The following is a 20,288-nucleotide window of genomic DNA, read 5'->3' as shown; positions in this document are numbered from 1 at the left end:
AGGCAGGTGGCTAGGATGGAAGATCTAGGGAAAAACTTGACGGAGCGGATGCAAAAAAACAATTGGAACCAGCGTTATCAAGAACTGATCGCTGAGATCTTACAAGATGATGAAGTGCGGACTTTTTTAGCGGAAAACAGTCAAGTCCTGACGGAAGCTGATGTGATGAAAAGTGCCAGCAAGTTATATGAATTCGTAACGCTAAAAAAACAGCTAGCTCAAGGAAAACAGACCTTTGCACCCGGATACCTACCGATACTTGCGATCAGCAATCATCGGATCGAAGTCGTGTATGTGCCGACCGCAGAATTAAAAGCTAAACGTGAACAAAAAGCCCTAGAAGCTCGTGTCAAGACGATCAATTTACCGCGTAGTGTTCGTCGGGCGCAATTAAAAGATTACGAGCGTAGTGATGAGCGGATGGAAGCTTTAAAAGCGGCGCTATCTTTTATCACTAGTTATACCAAAGCACCAAAAGATTTTCATAAGGGATTATACCTCGAAGGCAGTTTTGGAGTCGGTAAGACCTATCTTTTGGCGGCGATCGCTAATGATCTAGCTAAGCGAGGTTACCAGACGACACTGGTGCATTTTCCATCATTTGCGGTTGAGATCAAGGGCTCGATTGGTAAAAATCAGACAAATGAATATATCGATAATTTGAAAAAAGCTCAAGTTTTGATGATTGATGATATCGGAGCTGATTCTTTGAGTAGCTGGATTAGAGATGATGTTTTAGGTGTTATTTTGCAATATCGGATGCAAGAAGAATTACCGACATTTTTTAGCTCGAATCTTTCGTTAGAACAACTAGAGCAACAATATTTGACTGTCAACAACCGGGGCGAAGCAGAGCCTTTGAAGGCCAAACGCATCATGGAACGGATCAAATTTTTGGCTGATGAGTATCATGTTGTAGGAAAAAATCGCCGAAATCCGGAATAATGACTTGAAATTAAAGAAGTTTCGTGCTTAAATAGGAATTACATTAAGTAAAAGACAAACGGCAAATCAATTCAGGGAAAGAGGCCTTTGACTGCAAGTCTCTTAAAGAGGAGCTTACCACTTTTATCACGATAGCCTACTGCAAAGGTAGGACGGCTCGTTTCCGTTATCGACGATCAAGAGAGGGTCAACTGACCTTGAAATTGGGTGGAACCGCGTTAAAGACGCCCCTAGTGTTAAATGTAGCACTAGGGGCGTCTTTTATGTCTTGGTAAAAATCAAGGAGGAACATATAATGTCAGAGATCAATGTTAAGTTTCCAGATGGTGCTGTAAAACAATTTGCAGCTGGAACAACAACACAAGATATCGCAAAGTCTATCAGTATCAGCTTAGCTAAGAAGTCTGTTGCAGGTAAATTTAACGGTAAATTAGTGGATTACAACGAACCTTTAAATGAAGATGGTACGATCGAGATCATCACTAAAGATTCTGATGAAGGGATGAACGTGTTATGGCAAACAGCAGCTAATGTTTTAGCTAGTGCTTTGCATAGCCTTTATCCAGAAATGAAGTTTGGTCAAGGTGAAGCTTTAGAACATGGCTTCTTCTTTGATACAGACAATGCAGCTGGTCAAGTGGCCGAAGCTGATTTTGAAAAGATCGAACAAAAGATGCAAGAGATCATCAAGCAAAACTTACCGATCGAACGTGTTGAATATACGGAAGAAGAAGCTTTGCAATTAGTTGCCGGTGATCAATACCAAACTGAATTAGTCAAAGAGATCGCTGCCGATAACGCAGGTAAAGTCGTAGCTCACAAGTTAGGTGATTTCAATGATTTCTCATTTGGACCACAATTAGCTTCAACTGGTGCGATCAAAGTGTTCCAATTGCTTTCAGTGGCTGGTGCTTACTGGAAAGGTGCTTCAAGCAACCCAATGTTACAACGTATCTACGGAACAGCCTTTTACAAGCAAAAAGACCTTGAGGCTGAATTACAACGTCGTCAAGAAGCACGTGAACGTGACCACCGTGTGATCGGTAACAATTTAGACCTCTTCTTTGTTGATCCTAAAGTTGGGGCTGGTCTCCCATACTGGATGCCAAATGGGGCAACGATCCGTCGGACGATCGAACGCTATATCATCGACAAAGAAGTTGCTCGTGGCTACGAACATGTTTACACACCAATTTTAGCTAACGTTGATCTTTACAAACAATCAGGTCACTGGGATCACTATCGCGAAGACATGTTCCCACCAATGGATATGGGTGATGGTGAATTACTTGAATTGCGTCCGATGAACTGCCCATCCCACATTCAAGTTTACAACCACCATATCCGTTCATACCGTGATCTTCCATTGCGTATCGCTGAACTTGGGATGATGCACCGTTACGAAAAATCCGGTGCTTTGACAGGTCTTTCTCGGGTACGTGAAATGACATTGAATGATGGTCATACTTTCGTAGCGCCAGATCAGATCGAAGAAGAATTCAAGCGGACACTTCAATTGATGGTCGATGTTTACAATGACTTTGACATCAAGGACTACCGTTTCCGTTTGAGCTACCGTGATCCTGAAAACACACATAAGTACTACGATGATGATGAAATGTGGGAAAAATCCCAACGCATGCTCAAAGCAGCTATGGATGATCTTGGCTTAGATTACTTTGAAGCTGAAGGCGAAGCTGCTTTCTACGGTCCTAAATTAGACGTTCAAACTAAGACAGCTCTTGGTGGGGAAGAAACACTTTCCACGATCCAATTGGACTTCTTGTTACCAGAACGTTTCGACCTCAAGTACACAGGGGCTGATGGTGAAGAACACCGTCCAGTTATGATCCACCGTGGTATCGTATCAACGATGGAACGTTTCACAGCTTACTTGACAGAAATGTACAAAGGTGCTTTCCCAACTTGGTTAGCTCCAAAGCAAGTTGAGATCATTCCAGTTAAGAATGAACTTCACTTGGATTATGCGCGTCAATTGATCTCAAAATTGGGTGCACACCAGATCCGTGTAAGCATCGATGACCGAAATGAAAAGATGGGTTACAAGATCCGTCAAGCACAAGTGATGAAGACACCATATACTTTAGTTGTTGGTGACCAAGAAGTAGCTGACGGCACTGTAACTGTTCGTAAATACGGTAGTGAAAAGACTGAAACAATGACTCAAGATGAATTCAGAAACCTTATCTTGCATGACATTGAAACTTACAGCCGTAAAGAAGACTAAGCATAACTAGAAAAAGCCTGGCTTTGATCAAATGATCAAGGTCAGGCTTTTTACTAGTTATTGTTTTTCCATTCGAATTTAGTCAAAGAATCATTTTTATTGCTACCGACTTCGTGTTTATTTTCGTAGAATTCTAGGTCAAAGTCTTTTTTGTTGTAACGATGTAGAAATGACTTGCTGAGTTCAGCGATCTTTTTAGCGATCATATTTTTTTCAGTAGCGGGTGTGTCGTTAAAACCATCCACCGTGCTGACTTTGATCTCATCATCACCATCAAAAATAACTTTTTGGATCATCGTGCTCCAAGAAAATTCTGTTTGCCCAGCTTTAGCGTATTCATGGGCTTGTTTGAAATAATCACTAAAAGCGGTGTTGATATTTTGGCGTTTTGTTTTAGCTGACGCCTTTTTAGCAACACTATTTTTAGAGCTGATCAAGGTATGATCGCTGACATTTTCTAAAGTGTCTTTTTTAAAGATCAAGGTCAAGACTTGCTTATCTTTTACCGGATAAGTCCAAACATTAGCTTCATATTTGTCATGAGCCGGTTTGCCCAGCGTATCGATCACTTGGCGCTTGTTCATGCCGAGTTTGACCTGTTTAAAGTTTTTAGTGGATACTGTGTTAGCTTGGATGGTATCAGTTGTTGCTTGATAGGTAACGGTCCCCGCCAACCCCAAGCTCAAGCAGGCGAGACCAAGCATTAGTCCGTGATTTAATTTCATTTTAAAGACCTCCGTCTATATCTTATGCCTCTTAGGAAAAAGTATCAAAGATTTGATCTTATTTTTGAAATATTTAAAACTAAATTTACGCCTTAAAGGAATTTATGTACCAAATCTGTTGGATTTTAGACCAAATGAGATGATTTGGGCCAGTTTTCTCAAAGCAAGATATTATTATTCTAACTATAAAAAATACGAGGTGAAAACTTATGACCCGAGTTTATGATTATTTCAGATGTATAAGATCTTCTTTAAGGCCACTTTGTTGATCTCGGTAGTCGTGGTAGCCTTGACGCCGTTAGAGGCTTTAGCGCCAGTTTTAGGAGTACAGGCTGGCCAACGCTTGGTCGATCAGTTGAGTGCGCAACAGTCATATGGATATTTCTTTTGCTTATGGACGCTAGCAACGGTCTTGACGCAGGTTTTGCCGGTCGTAGGGACTAATTTTCAAGGGATGCTGACAGACAAGTTGACCGGGTTTATCAAACTCTCCTTGATGCGCAAGTCGCAACAGCTAAATTCCTTAGAGCTGTTTGATGATAGTGACTTTTTTGATGATCTAGAAGTATTAAACGAGGGTGCAAGTTGGCGTCCGGTGAATTTGATCGTTTTTGGAGTTGCGATCTTGCGTGAAGTGGTGACTATAAGTGGGATGTTTTGGTTGTTAGGAAAATATAATATGTGGCTCGCATTACTTTTATTGGGCGTTTTGGTGCCACAGACGCTCGTTTCGTATCGGATCCAACAGGAAGCCTTTGAAACGATGGTGACACGAAGCAAGTATGCCCGTAAATTAAATTACTTGAGTTCGTTATTGTTGGCGCGAGACGATGCCAAGGAAGTTCGTTTATTCGATATGTTTTCAGCGGTGATCACACGTTATCTGAAATTATTTAACTTATCACAAAAAAATGTTGACCAGATCCGGCGAAAGCAGATGTTTTTAGCTTTAGTCTTTTTAAGTATGACAGTGGCAGTCAGCGCTGGTGGCTTTTGGTGGTTTATCGGACAAGTTCAGCAAAAAACTCCTGGGGATCGGTGCCTTATTGATGTATATCTCGGTGATCGCTTATCTAGTTGAAGGGATGACGCGCTTGGTCGAAGACTCGAGTTTGTTATATGCTTCGTTGCTCTGGGTCAAAAAATATCAGCGCTTTTTAGAATTCAAGGAAAAGCAAACCGATGGGACTTTAGAATTTAAAGGTGATTTTAAAAAACTCAAGTTGGAGCACGTTTCGTTTATGTATCCTTTTTCGAAGGTGGAAGTATTACATGACCTGAATTTGGAGTTCAATGCAGGCGAAAAAATCGCAATCGTCGGTGAAAATGGTTCCGGAAAATCAACTTTAGTGAAACTCTTGTTGCGTTACTATGATTCAAGTAAAGGTCAGATCCTATTGGATGAGACGCCGTTATCTATGTATCGGTGTGCAAGCTATCGCAAATATCTCAGTGCAGCTTTTCAGGATTTTAGTCGTTTTAAGTTGAGTGTGGCCACTAATGTTTCGGCGTTAAAAAAAGGTCCGATTTCTAAGATAAAAGCCTGTTTAGCGCGTGTTGGGCTAACTATATTAGAAGCAGATCTGCAACAAAATTTAAGCAAAGAGTTCGATCATGGAACTGAACTTTCTAGGGGCCAATGGCAAAAGATCGCTTTAGCTAGGTGTTTATACAAAGACAGTAGCTTATGTTTTTTGGATGAACCGACCTCAGCCTTAGATGCGCGCAGTGAACAACAAATGTATCAAGAATTTCTAGCAGCCGACACGGGGCAGACGATCTTATTTGTGACGCACCGAATGTCAGCCGTGCATTTAGCCGATCGGGTCTTGTTTTTGAAAAATGGTACTATTGCTGGTTTTGCACCGCACGCCCAGTTGTTACAGTCTGATCAGACTTACCGTGAGCTTTATCAATTGCAAAAAGATGCTTATAAATAAAGCGTGTTCGACAATACGGTCAGCGCCGTATTGCCGAACACATTTCTATTACATAGATAGCGGTCTTCTCATTATCTATTTGTTAGCGAGATACTTATCGGCATCTTGTAAAACTTCAGCTAATGTGATCGCTTTTAGTTCATTTTCCATCGCTTGTTGGACGCGAAGCAATTTATCATCCAAAATGTTATGGATGTTACGCCCGACAGGACAGTTTGGGTTAGGATTCTCATGAAAACTAAAAAGAACTCCATCTTTAACGCTATCGACAGCTCGATAGACATCAAATAAACTCAGTTGGTCAAACGGCTTAATGATCGTTGCGCCACCTTGCCCACGTTTGACAGTGATCAAGTCTGCTTTTTTTAACTGCGACAAGATATTGCGGATGATCACAGGATTGACTTGGATACTATCAGCTAAGATCTCACTGGTCACTTTTTCTTCTGCTGGAGCAGTAGCGATATAAGTTAAAATGTGCATAGCGATCGTAAAACGGCTTGAGATCTGCATGAATATCACCTCTTTAAATATGACTTCAATATAGTCAACTATACTTTGCTGGGGTTGTGATGTCAATGGTTACAACGTTGAGGTCAATAATTATGTTATAATAAGATTAGATATGGATGCGCTATCACAATAAGGGGGGAACTATGAAAGCTGACAAGGAGATCTTGTATAACGTGATCGGTTATATTATTTGTGATTTGTTTTTGATTTGGTATTTACCTAATGATACTTGGCTTGAGATCGGGATAAACATAGTTATAATGATCGTTGTGATGTTTGGTGTATACATGATCCTAGATGTTATTTTGAAACGTCTGCGAGTTAGGAAAAATTAAGCTAGTGGGGCGCTTGTCAGAAGTGCCTTTTTTGATTGACAACGAAAAATATATTAAATATACTTTAGAAAAAAATGAAGTGATTTTCTAAAGGAAGTGAGCAATATGAAAGAAAATTTACGTAAATTTGCGTTAAAACATTTACCGGACTATTTTGAGCTGTTGCGTTTGCGTTCGATCTCAGCCCAGCAAAAAGAGATCCCCGAGACGGCAGAGTATCTGGTGAAAGTTTTTAATGAGTTAGGGGCAGCTCGGGTGGAAAAATTAGGGAGTCCGGAACATGCGCCAGCTATCTTTGCTGAATTTACTGGTAATGATCCGACTAAAACGATCTTGTTTTATCAGCACTATGATGTTCAGCCACCAGAACCCTTGGAGAAATGGGAAAGTGATCCTTTTGAACCGACGATCAGGGAGGAAAAACTTTATGCCAGAGGAGCTTCCGATAATAAAGGCGAGCTGATCTCACGCTTAGTTTTAGTTAAATATTTTCAGGCAAATGGTGGTTTGCCTGTCAACGTGAAATTTTTTGTTGAAGGTGAAGAAGAGATCGGCAGTTTACATGTCGAACAGATCGTTAAAGAAAACAAAGCTAAACTAGCCGCAGATGCGTGTATTTGGGAAGGCGGTGGCAAAAACTACGTCGACAATTATCAGATCGTCGGTGGTATGCGGGGGATTACGGTCTTTGATGTCGAAACGACAACAGCTGATATCGATCTGCATTCATCGTTAGCTTCATATGCTGAAAATGCTGCTTGGCGTTTAGTTCGTGGTTTAGCTACTTTGCGTGATGATACCGGTAAAGTTTTAGTCGAAGGCTTTTATGATGATGTCGAACCGTTGAGTAAGGCCGAAGAAGAAGCGGTCTTCGCCTATGATTTTGATTTAGATGTGGCAATCAGTCGGGCTGGTTTGAGACGGACCGTCAAAGCCGAGCATAAAGTAGCGTTAGTCAATGAGCCGACGATGACGATCAATGGTTTGACTGCTGGCTACCAAGGTAAAGGTGTCAAAACCGTGATCCCACATATGGCTTCGGCAAAATTAGATTGTCGGTTGACGCCTTCGCAAGACCCTAGAAAGATCGCCCAGTTGATCCAAGAACATTTAGATAAAAATGGCTTTGCTGATCTGAAAGTCAGATATCGTCTCGGTGAAAATGGTTATCGTTCCCCGATGAGTGATCCTTTCATCAAATTAGTCCTTGCTAAGGCCAAAAAGCACTACGGAAAACAAACTAAGTATCTGCCTAATTCAGCCGGTGGCGGTCCCGCTGAGATCTTTGGCAATGAACTGAATTTACCGATCGTGATCTTAGGGGTGTCTTATGCTGGAAGCCAAGTGCACAGCCCTAATGAGCATATTCGCCTTCAGGATTTTGGGGATGGAACGCAACTTTTAGGTGATATTTTAATAGAATTTGGTAAAAATTAAAGCAGTTTTTGAACTGAGTGATCATTTGCGACAAAATAAGACTTTTGTCGCTTTTTTGAGTGTCTTTATCTGTATTTTTACTGCAAGAGAACTATAATGGAGATGAAATTTGATAGATGGGGTGATATGTTATGTTAAAGAATAAAGCAGTAATGATCGGTGCTGGTATTGCTAATATGGCTGCCGCTGTTTATCTGATCCAAGAGGGTCACTGGCGCGGCGAAGACATCACTTTTTATGCCCTTGATCTACATGGAGCAAATGATGGTGCTGCCGCCTCAGTAGCCGCTGAACAGTATTGGAACAAGAACCATCCAATGGAAAACACCAAGGGCTATGTTGCACGGGGGGGTCGAATGTTGAATTATCGGACTTATGTTGATCTGATGGACTTGTTGGATCGGATCCCTTCAGTAACAGAGCCTGGCATGACAGCGGCTGAAGATACGCGTGATTTTGATAGCAAACACCGGACCTTTGATAAAGCACGGTTGATGCAAGGGGGCAAAGGGATCATTGATGGTCACAAACTAGGACTGAATAATTTAGACCGCATGTTGTTGACTCGTTTGATCATGTTGCCTGATGATAAGGAAGAAGAATTGGACAATGTTTCGATCGCTGAATACTTTAAAGATGATCCACATATGTTCCAAACAAATTTCTGGTACATGTGGGAGACGACCTTTGCCTTTCGTGTCGAATCATCAGCGCAAGAATTACGGCGTTACATGCATCAAATGATCTATGAATTTACTCAGATCGAACACTTAGTTGGGGTCAATCGGACACGTTATAATCAATTTGAAAGCATCATGTTGCCTTTGATCAAATACCTCGAAGGTCAAGGTTGCAAGTTTGTGATGAATAGTCGGGTCGAAGCTTTTGATTTCAAAGAGACTTCGATGCAAGATGAGATCACGGTCACTGGCTTGGAGATCTTAGATACGGCGACAAATGAGAAAAAACATGTCACGATCGATTCCGATACCGCTGTCTTCTTTACGAATGGTTCGATCACAGACTCGGCTAGCTTGGGTGACTTCAATACACCTGCCCCGGAAAATATGGACTATGGGGCTGCTTCATCACTGTGGAAGCAAGCGACCCAACATTTCTATAATTTGGGTAATCCCGATAAATTCTTTGCTGATCGGAATGCTTCAGAATGGGTCAGCTTTACTTTGACGACCAAAGATCACCTGTTGTTAAATGAGATCACTCGGATCACGACCCAATTACCGGGCAATGCGCTCAATTCATTTCTATCAACCGAGCCGATCACGCCACTAGGCCACGAAGATGTCAACATGTCGATCGTCGTTCACCATCAACCGCACTTTACGACGCAAAAGCCAAATGAGACCGTCTTATGGGGTTACTTCCTTTACCCAAGACGGCGGGGTGAATTTGTCGATAAGCAATACATCAAGATGACCGGTAAAGAGATGCTACAAGAACTGATCGGGCAACTTTCTAAGGTCGATCCCGGTCCTGTCAATATCAAAGAAAAAGAAGCAGCGATCATGGATAGTGTGATCAATTGTATTCCTGTTTACATGCCATATGCTTCTGCTTTGTTCAATAACCGTGCTAAGAGCGATCGGCCAGAAGTTATTCCAACTCACTCGACGAACTTAGCCTTTACGGGTGAATTTGTAGAACAACCATATCAGATGGTCTTTACCGAACAAAGTGCTGTTCGTTCCGGTGAGATCGCAGCCTATCACTTCGCTGGTATCCCAGAAAGCCAGTTAGTCAAGACACCGCGTTATGACAAGGATCCACGGGTCTTGTTACGCGCAGCTAAGCGGATGTTTGAATAATAGATCTGTGTCTAAATAATGAAAAGAGCACCACGATGAAAGGAATCATGGTGCTCTTTTTGTTATCTATCCGGCACTGGTCACATTATTTCGCACTCCTTTAGCATTGCATTGTATAATTATAGTGTAGCGATGTGTCGTGAAAGGGGAAGAGGGACATACTTGAAATATGGGAAGAAAATACTGTATTTCCAAAAGTCGCGATCATTGTAGCACTAGTATTTTTTCATGGTTTTACCCGTTAGTACGGTGTTAGAAGCTTTTGGGATCGAGTTTGTCGCCCTTTTTTGCTTAGTTGCACGCAAATATTACTGGGTGATCGCTATTTTGGTCGGTACACCTATATTGATGGTTTTTTGTGGGATGTTTTTAGCTGAAGCGATCGGCTATTACGGTAAAGAATTTTTTGGACTAGATCTATATCCATTGTGGTAGATCAGAAGAAATGTTAGAGCTATTTTAGTACGCTAAAAGCAAATCTTGCTACAGGTTTGCTCGAAGTAAAGCCTGTGATATTTAGGACTAAACCTTTGCAGATCCAAAAGGCTAAGGCGGCTATCTTATTATCGTAACTCCAATGGTCTGTGTTACAACAGCTTATTTTGCAACGAGCTTTGGCTGGGTCCCTGTGGCTACGGTAATGCCACCTTGGGTCACACCACCGATCATCGGCAATGCTTATGCTTCGGATGAAGAATTAAAACAGTTGGCTGCAGTCGATCGCTATAAATTGAGTTTAGGGATCGAGTTTGTACTGCAAGCAACTGAGCTTGAAAAAAAGATCGTAACCTACCCGAAGCACTTCCGGCGGGGCGATATCACAGCCAGTGCGATCCAGTCGACGATGGTGTGCGTAAAATACGCTGAGCAGGCTAATCCAGCTCACGATAATACCAAAGAATTTCAAAGAGGCGATGTGGTGATCGGCAATGATAACTTTAGCAAGTATAAAAATGAGCTCCAGATCGTTTTAGAACCGCACAGTGATCCGCGCAAGAATTTAGTTGGCAATATCCCGCCAGAAGAATTGATGCTGTTAGATTTTGTCAAACCGTGGACAAAATTTAAATTTGTGCCTAAAAACTAAATAAGCTTTTTAAGAGTGGGTGAGAGGGCTCACCATGATGCGTATTTTGTGTCGTGGTGGGCTCTCTTATTAGCTATATTGGGACATGCCACAGACTTTTGATAAATTATCAAACAATTTATCTTTAAAAATCATAATATAAAAGTTATTGAAATGATTAATTTCTGTTGAAATTGATATGAGATAGGATTATAATTTCGGAAAAAGAAGAGAGGTGACTTTAAATTATGGAATGATGTTGTCGTAGTATGTGGCTTTTGGGGAGGAATTACCATGAATAAAGCAAAGTTAGGTAAAGTAGCGATTTTATTGTTGGGAATGATGATTTTTTGGATCAGTGAACCTTTATGGCAAGTGCAAGCTGACAGTTTGAAGATGGAGTATAAGAATCCAAAAAAGGCTAAAAAAGGCGGGACATTGCGTGTAGGCTATATCAATAATGGAGCGTTCAAGGGGATCTTTTCGCCGGAGATCGCCGATGATGGACCGACCTTAGAACTTGCGCAGTTTGGGATGGTCAGCTTATTTAAGATCGACCCCAATAATGAATTCAAGCGTGGTGGGTTAGCTGATATCAGTTTTGACCGTAAGAATAAGACCGCTACAGTCAAGATCTCAAAGCGCGCCAAATGGTCGGATGGACATCCAGTAGTCGCACGCGATCTAAGTTTTGCCTATGAGATCGTAGCTAATAAAGCGGTGGGTTCGTCACATTATAGTGAAGAGTTAGAAAACATCGAGGGTATGCGAGAATACCACAACGGGACTGCTGACAAGATCTCAGGCTTGGAAGAAAAAGATGATAAGACCTTAGTTATTCATTTTAAAAAGATGAAACCGACAATGACGACTACCGGTTCGGGCTATATTTTAGAATCGGCTGAACCTTACCATTACCTAAAAAATGTCGCAATGAAAGATCTAGTAGCAAGTGATAAGCTACGGAAAAAGCCATTATTTTACGGACCATTTAAAATCAAGAAACTGGTCCAAGGTGAATCGATCGAATGGGTGCCAAATACTTATTACTACAAGAAACCACATATCGCTAAGATCATAGTTGAGACGATCGATAATAGTAAAGCCGTAGCAGCGATCAAAGCTGGTAAATTTGATGTTATGCTAGCACAGTCACCGCAGATCTATAACGCACTCAAAAAGGATAAAGATCTCGTTCAATTGGGAAAGAAAACTTACTACTACTCTTACATGGGCTTTAGAGTCGGTAAGCTCGATAAAGATGGTAATAATGTCATGGATAAGCATACTCCAAGTAGTGATCGTGCTTTAAGACAAGCGATGGCCTACGCAATGAATGTTGAACAAGTCACTAAAAAATTCAGTTCAGGATTATCATATCGGGCGAATACAGTTGTCCCCGATGTATTTGGTAAATGGAATGCTAAAGAAGTCAAAGGCTATAAGCTAGATATGAAAAAAGCTAAGAAATTATTAGATGATGCGGGTTATAAATTACAAAAGGATGGCTATCGGACAAAACCTAATGGCAAAAAGTTGACCTTGACTTTAATGGCTGACGATTCAAGTAAGAGCCAAGAAGAGACCATCAAAAACTACATCCAACAGTGGAAAGAACTATGCGTGCACGTTAAGTTATTAAATGGACGTTTCCAAGAGTTCAACACGATGGTCGAAAAGCTATCTAGTGGCTCAACAGATTATGACTTATGGTTTGGAGCTTGGGGCGTTACACCAGAACCGACCGATATCGCTAATTCATACACAGTCACTTCAGCTTATAACAATGGGCATTTTGTGACTAAGGAAAACACGGAATTGATCAATTCGCTAAAATCAGATAAGGCATTTGACGAGAAATATCGTTTGAAGCAATTCCACAAGTGGCAAGCTTACATGGATAAAGAAGCTTTCGTCGTCCCGATCGCCTTCACTCATGATACGATCTCAGTCACCAAGCATGTTAAGAATATGTCCTTAGATCCAAATAAAGATAACGATCTCTGGGTCGATGTGGCACTGACAAAATAAAATATTTCACAAGAAGCTCTATGATCAGGGGATGCCTGGCATAGGGCTTTTATCGCTTGTAAGCTGAGCGATAAATTATAATTGAAGAAAAACTTTGGGGGAATTACAGTGAAACCACCATTTACATTGACAAATACGATGTTTCATCAAGCGATCGAGATCCCAAGGATACTGGGGATCATAGAATTTCGCGTTAAAAGTGATTTGAAGTTGCAAAAAGAAAATCGGATCAAGTCGATCCATGCGTCACTTGCGATCGAAAATAATTCACTTACTGAAAAACAAGTTACAGATATTATTGATGGTAAACGTGTCTTAGGTGATCCTAAAGAGATACGCGAGGTCAAAAATGCGTATGATGCTTACGAAGAAATTTTGACCTTAGATCCATATCGGCAAAAAGATTTTTTAAAAGCCCATCGCCTTTTGACAGCTGGGATCGTAAACGAAGCTGGAAAGTATCGCAGTCGAGATGTTGGGATATTTGATGAGATGGGCAATGTCGTGCATATGGGAGCTAGACCGCAATATCTTCAAACACTGATGGATGACCTATTTACTTGGGGAAAAATGACAATACGCCTGAGCTTATCAAAAGTTGTGTTTTTCACTATGAGATCGAAACGATCCATCCTTTTGCAGATGGGAATGGACGAATGGGGAGTTTGTGGCAAACAGTGATCTTGGCTAATTGGGATCCAATCTTTGCTTGGATCCCGATTGAGACGATGATCTATGAAAATCAGCGTGACTATTATAAAGTCTTAGAACAAGTCGATCAGGAAACTAACTCAAATAGATTTATTGAATTTATGTTAGCGATCATTTTAAAAACGTTGAAAAGTTATCTAAATGTAAATAGTGATTTAGAACAAAAAATTGATATTCCTAAAGGGCTAACGGATAGTGAAGCTAAAACATATGTGTTGGTGACCAAGTATTTGACGGAGCATGAAAGTATAAACACTACGGTAACCGCTAAATCGATCCAAAAATCAGTAGCAACAGCTCGCAAGCATTTAGCTAAATTTGTAAGCTTGGGTCTTTTAGTGGCACAGGGAAGTAATAAAAATCGCAGTTATCATAAGGTGTAACATTTTTGCGTGGTTTGGCAGAGACTGAAGGAAATCATATAGTCAAAATCTTTTGTTTTTTAGTGATTTCTTGATGCTATTTTTCGAATTTTAGTGAAAATGAACTTTAAAGTGGAAACCTATATACGGGGTGTAATAAAATATTTGTAGGAAAATTGACTAGGATGAGTGAGGAGTTAGAGTGGGTAAACATAAATATTTAGGGTATAAGTATAAGATAGACTGTAGAGTGATGGAAGAAATATGGGGGAACAGCATAGATCCTACTAATACTTCTTTCTCAGAATTTGCATATACTCGCTTTAGAGAGAAAGTACTTTTAGATCACTTTTTGACGTTCAACGAACACGGGACTATAGATAATCCAGATGGTTGCTACTATTTCAATATTGTAGCAGAGAAGATAGGAATATGATGCGTATAAAAATCATAGAGAAAATGGTACCAAGGGATACAATACTCTAGAGAGACTTTCGACCAAGTACCATACTTAATTTTTAGCTGCACAGGGAAGTGATAAAAATTGCAGTTATCATAAGGTCTAGAAGGGTTCAGTTCAATTCTTAGAATTTCTGATAAATTAATGTTATAGTAAATAATGTAGGAACATTCTAATTTATCTTGGGAGGAATTTTACATGAAGTATGGAGAAACAAAGAAAGTTTTGAACCAACTTGTTGCAGATTTGAGCCAAATGTCAATGATCATTCACCAAACACATTGGCACATGCGTGGAACCAACTTTTTGAAGTTACACCCATTGATGGATGAATTTATGGATGAGATCAATGACCAACTCGATGTGATCTCAGAACGCCTGATCATCCTTGATGGCGCCCCATATTCAACCCTACGTGAAATGGCTGACCACACGAAGATCGAAGATGAACCTGGCAGCTATGACAAGACGATCCAAGAACATTTACGTAAATTACTAGAAGGCTACCGTTATCTCGAAGCATTATATCAAAAGGGTATCGAAGTTAGTGATCAAGAACAAGATCACAGCACGCAAGATATTTTTATCGGCTTCAAGACTGATATTGAAAAGAAGATCTGGATGGTAAGTGCAGAGTTAGACCAAGCACCTGAGATCGACAATTAATATACTGATCAGACACCATGTTATCGCGATGGCATGGTGTTTTTATGTGCATAAATAAAGTTATATTTAGTGTCTGAGATTATTTGGTTAAAGTCAATTCATCTTACTTGAAAACTTAGATAGAGAAGTCCAAAATAAGGTCAACATCTTGGAAGCGGGGATAATACAATGCCAGAAGAAAAGTATTATGATAAAAAAGAATTTATTCAAAAGATCGATGCAATGATGTATGTTGGTAAAGAACGAATTGCTGATATCTATGGTTTAGTAATGCCCTGATCATTTGAGACGAGGGAATTAAATTGACTCTTAAAGATGTGGAACTTTTGCTAAATGATTCCAATTTATTACCGTTTGAAAAAGTTACTTTACAAGATGAATTGATAGAGGGGACGCATACACAGGAGCATATCTTAAGTGACAGTCGGAAAGCTAAGACTTAAAGATATTTTGAAGTTAGAGAAGGAATGTACGGCAACATTTCTAAGAAGGATAAAGATGGATGAGCAATTAGATATCAATATGATCAAGGTATTGACACAACCCCCAGTTCCACCGGCAGTGCATTATGTGAATCCACGAACGATCATGGGACAGTTCGAGTGGGATAAGTTGAAAAGACAGTACCGCTTGTTAGCCGATCATCACTGCATGATCTGCCAACGATATGTCAGTCATACTGCTGGAGACTGGCTTGAACTCCACGAGCAATATGAATATGATTTCATTAATTTGACCCAAACATTGACCGGGTATGTCTCGATCTGTCATAAATGTCACATGTATATCCACACAGGATTTTTGGAATTACAGTTGCAGCGAGGCGATATCAGTTTGGAGAAGTATCAGCAAGTGATCGCTAAGGGGGAGGCGTTGTTGCAAGCGTTTGGGCTACAAAAGATAATGTATCCGAGTCAAGCCTGCTTTTATGATCCTGAGTGGAAATTATCGTTTGACGGAAAGTTATATCAAAGTCACTAAGGTATAGTGTATAATTGAATTGTAAACGGTTACTGTCTTTGTGATCACAAGGAGGCTCCTGAACATGAAAGATAAAATGAGTATTGCCATTGTAGTTGCTATTTTTATCACGCAGTATTTTTATAGTTTGTTTATTGCTAAGTTGATGCCTTCTGCTGAAGTGAACTTAGTCGTTAATATTTTAGTTAGTTTGTTAGTGATTGCAAGTGTTGTCCTGGTATTTAAAGGATTGGAAAAATGGAAGTGTGCTAACAGGTAAGTACGTAGCGCCTATTGATTAGGCGCTTTTTTGCTGTCTATCAAGTATTACAGAGGTCAACATGCTAGTTTTTATTTGTAGGATACAACATAAGATTTTTCAAAACACCATCATATTATTTTTGTGATTACACAAAAAACAACTTGATTCTGCTAAAAGAATCAAGCCGTTAAATAATAGTTCTAAAATAATTCAGTATGTTCTAGTGCACTAACTCATTTATGGAGTCATGCAAAAAAACTATTGACGCTCTTCGCCAATCTCTTCGCTTGTTTTGGAGTCATACAAAACAACATAGCTCTAAAACTTGTACAAGTTTGCTTTGGTCTCTGTCATCGTTTTGGAGTCATACAAAACAACATAGCTCTAAAACGATGTATTTGACCAAGCGATCCCGACGTTTGTTTTGGAGTCATACAAAACAACATAGCTCTAAAACTCAAATGCAAAAAAATGTCGTTTTGGTTTCGTAATCGCGCTACTTATCCTAGCAAGATTTCAGTTTTGTATGATTCCATGTTTTTTCATTAACGTAATACATAATTCAATTATAATTATACACTACGTTAAGCCAAAATATAACTGTCTAAAATTTTCAGTACTAGATTAATATGAAGCATCTTAATTGTTAGAGTCACTATCTAACTATTGAGATGCTTTTTAAGAAATTAGAAAAATTTTCTAATGGAACTTTTTTGTCTAAATTTATATGCGTTTTAGGTGCATCGGCTACTAAGCTTATTGTATGCTATATAAAAACGATGGGGTGACAGGATGGTAAAAATCGATATAAAACACTTTTCGGATTGGTATTTTGAAAATAAATCAGCACTGTTAAAACGAGCAGAGGCATGGAAGAAACAAAATATGCAGTTGGCAAAAGAATTTTTGAAAGAATGGCCACTTGACCGGATCAAAACAATGGAATTAGACGAATATGTTATCGGTAGAGGTCCGGCTAACAAGTCACTGTGCTATGAGATCGAAGCTGGAAAATATCGTGATCTACACTTAGGGATCAGGGGTGGCAGCGCAAATAAGTTTGGTATCTATTGGAATAAAGAGAAGCAAGTTTATTGTAATAAACGTAATCAACCGATTCCAGTTTCTGAACTTGAAGCAGAATTTACAAAGCTAAAAGCAGATTTAATTGCGATCCTTGAAGCAGGTATAAAAAAAGATTTTGATAGTGAAGAATTTAGTAGTAAAAATTCATTTTTTACACGACCAGCTATCATTACTAAATTATTATGTACCTATTCAGCTGAAAATACGTATGTAGGAATTAATATGAATTTAGATAATGATAAAATCTGGAAAAAATTATATACCCCCAAAAAGGAAGGCTGGGTCTATCACCAAAATCATGGATTGACGGTGATGATGATGGAGCGCTTTCCATAATTGGATGGTTATCATCTAAGTGTTATTTTGTGGGATTATCATGAATATGTACTCAAGGAAAATAATAATAGAAAAATAAGTGATTATTGTGAACAATTATTAGCAAGCAAAAATATTATTTTACATGGAGCTCCTGGAACGGGAAAAACGTATTTAGCTAAAAATATCGCAGCTGAACTGATTTCTAATGGAAAAGTGAATAATATAAATAATCTAACTGAAACACAGCGACGGCAGCTAGGCTTCGTACAATTCCATCCGAGTTATGATTACACCGATTTTGTCGAAGGATTGCGTCCAGCGAGTACCATTGGGGGAGTTGTGAGCTTCGAATTAAAATCTGGAAGTTTTAAACGTTTTGTTGAACAAGCCTTAAATGACTTAGATAGTACTTATGTATTTATTATTGATGAGATCAATCGTAGTGAGATAGCTAGAGTTTTTGGTGAGTTATTTTTCTCTATCGATCCTGAGTATCGTGGTCATAAAGATGGAGTTTATACGCAATATGCTAATTTACATGCTGATCCAACAGAAAAGTTCTATGTACCAGAGAATGTATATATTATTGGAACAATGAACGATATTGACCGTTCAGTTGATACGTTTGATTTTGCGATGAGGCGTCGTTTTACTTTTTTAGAGATCACAGCGCAAATTTCAGCTGAAAATATGCTAGCAAATGATACTATCAAGGAAATACTTTCACACCTGAATGCTGCGATCATTGCTCCAGAAGTTGGGCTCACCAAAGACTATCAGATCGGTGCTAGTTATTTTTTGAAACTTGATATTGGTGAAGAAACATTAGAACATTTATGGGAAACCAAATTATGTCCATTATTAAATGACTATTTTAGAGGGGATCATAAAGCAAGTGAAAAATTAGCTTTTCTAGGTAGAGCATATTTTGCTGGAGTAGATGAATGATAGTATTATATGATAATCGTGAATTTGATATTGATTTGTTAGGAAATGAGCTAGCTTCAAAATTAGTAGGACGTTCCTTGCGTGAATTGGAGAATGAAGATTTTCTAGTGTTTCCACCAAGTATAGCTAAAAGTGATACAACGATCTTTTCAGCGATCAATGGTAAAACGACAACAGGAAATCTAGTCGGTTTTTTGAGTGATGGGAAACAAAATGTTGTGATCAAATCTAGATTTAGTGAGTATGCTGACGATGATTATTTTTTGACCTACATGTTGGAAAAAGTCTTAAATTATAGTATCATCGATAGTTTTCAAGGAAGTTCCGAAAAAAAACCTTACTACAATTTACTATTACTACTATTTCCATATTATATGAATATTGCGATGCAAAAAGGACCGTATAAAGAATACGTAAAGCGAAACTACAATAATGCTGATTTTCGAGGCCGGATCAACATTTCAAAACAGCTCAAAAGGAATATTCCCTTTTCAGGTCAAATTGCGTATCAAGTAAGTGAACTCAGTTATGATAATGATTTAATGCAGCTGGTACGACATGCATTAGAAAAAGTTAGTGAACGCTTACCGAATTTGATAAATTCAAAAGTTGAAACACGTAAGAATGTTTCGCTGATACGGCAGGCGACCCCAAGCTACTCTAAAGTGCAAACTATGTCTGTTTTACAAAAAAATATTAGAAATGAGATTCGACATAATTATTTTAGTGAATATATCTCACTACAGAAATTATGTATCCAGATCTTAAAGGAAAATGGAGTGGGAGATAATAATAAAAAATTTTATGGAATCATTGTAGATATTGCTTGGCTATGGGAGGAATATATTGCAACGATAACAAAATGGAAACACTATGGTATGGAGAGGGAGCTAGAGACATTATACCTATTTAGAGACTCTAGAAATCATCATCGATATCCAGATTTTATCGTGGAAAATATTCCGATCGATACAAAATATAAGTTTGAGCTTGATACAGTGAATGATTATAATCAGCTCATCACTTATTTGCATATTATAAATAAAAGTCAAAGTTCTACGATGCAGGCGGGCTTTTTGCAACCGACAACAAGTTATGACCAAACGTGGCAACAACTAGAAACACTAGAAGGGCTAGGTGGGAATTTATTTACCTATAAATTTTATGTTCCACAACAGGTCGATAGCTACGAGAATTTTGTTAGGAAGATAAGGAAAGTAGAAAAACAGTTGAAAGATTATTTTGCAGATTAAATGTCTTTATCTGCTTTATTTATTTTAGAGTTATGTTGTTTAGCGCCTCGATTCTACCAAAAGGATCAAGGTGTTTTTTGTGTGACCGTAAAAAGTACGGTGGGCTTAATAATTTTGGCTAGTAATACACTTATCAAGACTAAAAATATGTAAAATTGTTGAGATGATCAGCTTGATATTTAAGATAAAAAAGGTT

Annotated in this window: 20 protein-coding genes and 1 pseudogene; 19 read left to right on the top strand and 2 right to left on the bottom strand. The window is 39.1% G+C overall.

Features of this window, described 5'->3' with window-relative positions:
• Nucleotides 1–15 precede the first annotated feature (15 nt).
• The gene (gene dnaI, locus ABT996_RS01095) at nucleotides 16–945 is read left to right on the top strand and encodes a primosomal protein DnaI (RefSeq protein WP_035448125.1); all 930 of its coding nucleotides are present in this window, start codon (nucleotides 16–18) and stop codon (nucleotides 943–945) included.
• A gap of 295 nt (nucleotides 946–1,240) precedes the next feature.
• Nucleotides 1,241–3,193, top strand: coding sequence for a threonine--tRNA ligase (gene thrS, locus ABT996_RS01090; RefSeq protein ID WP_035448127.1), 1,953 nt, complete (start codon nucleotides 1,241–1,243; stop codon nucleotides 3,191–3,193).
• A 53-nt stretch (nucleotides 3,194–3,246) separates the two neighbouring features.
• Here thrS and ABT996_RS01085 read toward each other — a convergent pair whose 3' ends face one another.
• Nucleotides 3,247–3,918 carry an outer membrane protein assembly factor BamE gene (locus ABT996_RS01085; protein ID WP_035448128.1) on the bottom strand — a complete coding sequence of 224 codons (672 nt, stop codon included), beginning with the start codon at nucleotides 3,916–3,918 and terminating at the stop codon, nucleotides 3,247–3,249.
• A gap of 235 nt (nucleotides 3,919–4,153) precedes the next feature.
• Between ABT996_RS01085 and ABT996_RS09490 the strand changes: the two genes are divergently transcribed.
• Complete coding sequence (locus ABT996_RS09490; protein WP_404819295.1) at nucleotides 4,154–4,999, top strand: hypothetical protein; 846 nt, start codon at nucleotides 4,154–4,156, stop codon at nucleotides 4,997–4,999.
• A complete protein-coding gene (locus tag ABT996_RS09485) occupies nucleotides 4,905–5,858 on the top strand; it encodes an ATP-binding cassette domain-containing protein (RefSeq protein WP_404819294.1) in 954 nt (317 codons plus the stop codon). The genes ABT996_RS09490 and ABT996_RS09485 overlap by 95 nt, the downstream gene beginning before the upstream one ends.
• A 75-nt stretch (nucleotides 5,859–5,933) precedes the next feature.
• On the opposite strand, the gene ABT996_RS01075 is transcribed toward ABT996_RS09485, so the two are convergent.
• Nucleotides 5,934–6,371 carry an Rrf2 family transcriptional regulator gene (locus ABT996_RS01075; RefSeq protein WP_035448130.1) on the bottom strand — a complete coding sequence of 146 codons (438 nt, stop codon included), beginning with the start codon at nucleotides 6,369–6,371 and terminating at the stop codon, nucleotides 5,934–5,936.
• 143 nt (nucleotides 6,372–6,514) lie between these two features.
• Between ABT996_RS01075 and ABT996_RS01070 the strand changes: the two genes are divergently transcribed.
• From ABT996_RS01070 to ABT996_RS01000, 15 genes and pseudogenes are all read left to right on the top strand, one after another.
• Nucleotides 6,515–6,706 carry a DUF6007 family protein gene (locus tag ABT996_RS01070; protein ID WP_035448133.1) on the top strand — a complete coding sequence of 64 codons (192 nt, stop codon included), beginning with the start codon at nucleotides 6,515–6,517 and terminating at the stop codon, nucleotides 6,704–6,706.
• Nucleotides 6,707–6,811: 105 nt separating this feature from the next.
• Nucleotides 6,812–8,143, top strand: a complete 1,332-nt coding sequence (locus ABT996_RS01065) for a M20/M25/M40 family metallo-hydrolase (RefSeq protein ID WP_035448135.1) — start codon at nucleotides 6,812–6,814, stop codon at nucleotides 8,141–8,143.
• 131 nt (nucleotides 8,144–8,274) lie between these two features.
• Nucleotides 8,275–9,969, top strand: coding sequence for an oleate hydratase (locus ABT996_RS01060; protein WP_035448136.1), 1,695 nt, complete (start codon nucleotides 8,275–8,277; stop codon nucleotides 9,967–9,969).
• Nucleotides 9,970–10,197: 228 nt separating this feature from the next.
• On the top strand, nucleotides 10,198–10,404 hold the full coding sequence (locus ABT996_RS01055) for a hypothetical protein (RefSeq protein ID WP_035448137.1): 207 nt from the start codon (nucleotides 10,198–10,200) through the stop codon (nucleotides 10,402–10,404).
• 229 nt (nucleotides 10,405–10,633) lie between these two features.
• Nucleotides 10,634–11,056: pseudogene (locus ABT996_RS01050) on the top strand (phospho-sugar glycosidase domain-containing protein); the annotation flags it as partial.
• Nucleotides 11,057–11,329: 273 nt separating this feature from the next.
• Nucleotides 11,330–13,066 (top strand): ABC transporter substrate-binding protein, encoded by a 1,737-nt coding sequence (locus tag ABT996_RS01045; protein ID WP_035448138.1) that lies wholly within the window; start codon nucleotides 11,330–11,332, stop codon nucleotides 13,064–13,066.
• A 108-nt stretch (nucleotides 13,067–13,174) separates the two neighbouring features.
• Nucleotides 13,175–13,747: a Fic family protein gene (locus tag ABT996_RS01040; protein WP_035448140.1), complete on the top strand. Its 573-nt coding sequence runs from the start codon at nucleotides 13,175–13,177 to the stop codon at nucleotides 13,745–13,747.
• Nucleotides 13,657–14,160 carry a Fic family protein gene (locus ABT996_RS01035; protein WP_035448366.1) on the top strand — a complete coding sequence of 168 codons (504 nt, stop codon included), beginning with the start codon at nucleotides 13,657–13,659 and terminating at the stop codon, nucleotides 14,158–14,160. Before ABT996_RS01040 ends, ABT996_RS01035 begins: the two co-directional genes overlap by 91 nt.
• Nucleotides 14,161–14,797: 637 nt before the next feature.
• Nucleotides 14,798–15,265 (top strand): Dps family protein, encoded by a 468-nt coding sequence (locus ABT996_RS01030; RefSeq protein ID WP_035448142.1) that lies wholly within the window; start codon nucleotides 14,798–14,800, stop codon nucleotides 15,263–15,265.
• Nucleotides 15,266–15,567: 302 nt separating this feature from the next.
• Nucleotides 15,568–15,708: a hypothetical protein gene (locus ABT996_RS01025; protein WP_010689173.1), complete on the top strand. Its 141-nt coding sequence runs from the start codon at nucleotides 15,568–15,570 to the stop codon at nucleotides 15,706–15,708.
• Between the two features lie 55 nt (nucleotides 15,709–15,763).
• The gene (locus ABT996_RS01020) at nucleotides 15,764–16,246 is read left to right on the top strand and encodes a hypothetical protein (RefSeq protein WP_035448144.1); all 483 of its coding nucleotides are present in this window, start codon (nucleotides 15,764–15,766) and stop codon (nucleotides 16,244–16,246) included.
• Between the two features lie 64 nt (nucleotides 16,247–16,310).
• Nucleotides 16,311–16,505 (top strand): hypothetical protein, encoded by a 195-nt coding sequence (locus tag ABT996_RS01015; RefSeq protein ID WP_035448146.1) that lies wholly within the window; start codon nucleotides 16,311–16,313, stop codon nucleotides 16,503–16,505.
• A gap of 774 nt (nucleotides 16,506–17,279) precedes the next feature.
• Nucleotides 17,280–17,909: a hypothetical protein gene (locus tag ABT996_RS01010; protein ID WP_035448148.1), complete on the top strand. Its 630-nt coding sequence runs from the start codon at nucleotides 17,280–17,282 to the stop codon at nucleotides 17,907–17,909.
• On the top strand, nucleotides 17,910–18,839 hold the full coding sequence (locus ABT996_RS01005) for an McrB family protein (protein ID WP_052006361.1): 930 nt from the start codon (nucleotides 17,910–17,912) through the stop codon (nucleotides 18,837–18,839).
• A complete protein-coding gene (locus tag ABT996_RS01000; protein ID WP_035448150.1) occupies nucleotides 18,836–20,092 on the top strand; it encodes a 5-methylcytosine restriction system specificity protein McrC in 1,257 nt (418 codons plus the stop codon). The genes ABT996_RS01005 and ABT996_RS01000 overlap by 4 nt, the downstream gene beginning before the upstream one ends.
• Nucleotides 20,093–20,288 lie beyond the last annotated feature (196 nt).

The sequence above is a fragment of the Ligilactobacillus sp. RTP31139st1_D10_RTP31139_211217 genome, from assembly GCF_040226755.1.
Taxonomy (GTDB): Bacteria; Bacillota; Bacilli; order Lactobacillales; family Lactobacillaceae; genus Ligilactobacillus; species Ligilactobacillus animalis.
The sequence above is the reverse complement of the archived record's forward strand: the minus strand, read 5'-3'. Positions and strand labels throughout refer to the sequence as shown.

What these genes read in the sequence shown, in the direction of transcription:
- ABT996_RS01030 (WP_035448142.1), top strand. Translation starts at nt 14,798, where the DNA reads ATGAAGTATGGAGAAACAAAGAAAGTTTTGAACCAACTTGTTGCAGAT.
- ABT996_RS09490 (WP_404819295.1), top strand. Translation starts at nt 4,154, where the DNA reads ATGTATAAGATCTTCTTTAAGGCCACTTTGTTGATCTCGGTAGTCGTG.
- ABT996_RS01055 (WP_035448137.1), top strand. Translation starts at nt 10,198, where the DNA reads ATGGTTTTACCCGTTAGTACGGTGTTAGAAGCTTTTGGGATCGAGTTT.
- ABT996_RS01020 (WP_035448144.1), top strand. Translation starts at nt 15,764, where the DNA reads ATGGATGAGCAATTAGATATCAATATGATCAAGGTATTGACACAACCC.
- ABT996_RS01070 (WP_035448133.1), top strand. Translation starts at nt 6,515, where the DNA reads ATGAAAGCTGACAAGGAGATCTTGTATAACGTGATCGGTTATATTATT.
- ABT996_RS01015 (WP_035448146.1), top strand. Translation starts at nt 16,311, where the DNA reads ATGAAAGATAAAATGAGTATTGCCATTGTAGTTGCTATTTTTATCACG.
- dnaI (WP_035448125.1), top strand. Translation starts at nt 16, where the DNA reads ATGGAAGATCTAGGGAAAAACTTGACGGAGCGGATGCAAAAAAACAAT.
- thrS (WP_035448127.1), top strand. Translation starts at nt 1,241, where the DNA reads ATGTCAGAGATCAATGTTAAGTTTCCAGATGGTGCTGTAAAACAATTT.
- ABT996_RS01045 (WP_035448138.1), top strand. Translation starts at nt 11,330, where the DNA reads ATGAATAAAGCAAAGTTAGGTAAAGTAGCGATTTTATTGTTGGGAATG.
- ABT996_RS01065 (WP_035448135.1), top strand. Translation starts at nt 6,812, where the DNA reads ATGAAAGAAAATTTACGTAAATTTGCGTTAAAACATTTACCGGACTAT.
- ABT996_RS01010 (WP_035448148.1), top strand. Translation starts at nt 17,280, where the DNA reads ATGGTAAAAATCGATATAAAACACTTTTCGGATTGGTATTTTGAAAAT.
- ABT996_RS01000 (WP_035448150.1), top strand. Translation starts at nt 18,836, where the DNA reads ATGATAGTATTATATGATAATCGTGAATTTGATATTGATTTGTTAGGA.
- ABT996_RS01075 (WP_035448130.1), bottom strand. Translation starts at nt 6,371, where the DNA reads ATGCAGATCTCAAGCCGTTTTACGATCGCTATGCACATTTTAACTTAT.
- ABT996_RS01085 (WP_035448128.1), bottom strand. Translation starts at nt 3,918, where the DNA reads ATGAAATTAAATCACGGACTAATGCTTGGTCTCGCCTGCTTGAGCTTG.
- ABT996_RS01060 (WP_035448136.1), top strand. Translation starts at nt 8,275, where the DNA reads ATGTTAAAGAATAAAGCAGTAATGATCGGTGCTGGTATTGCTAATATG.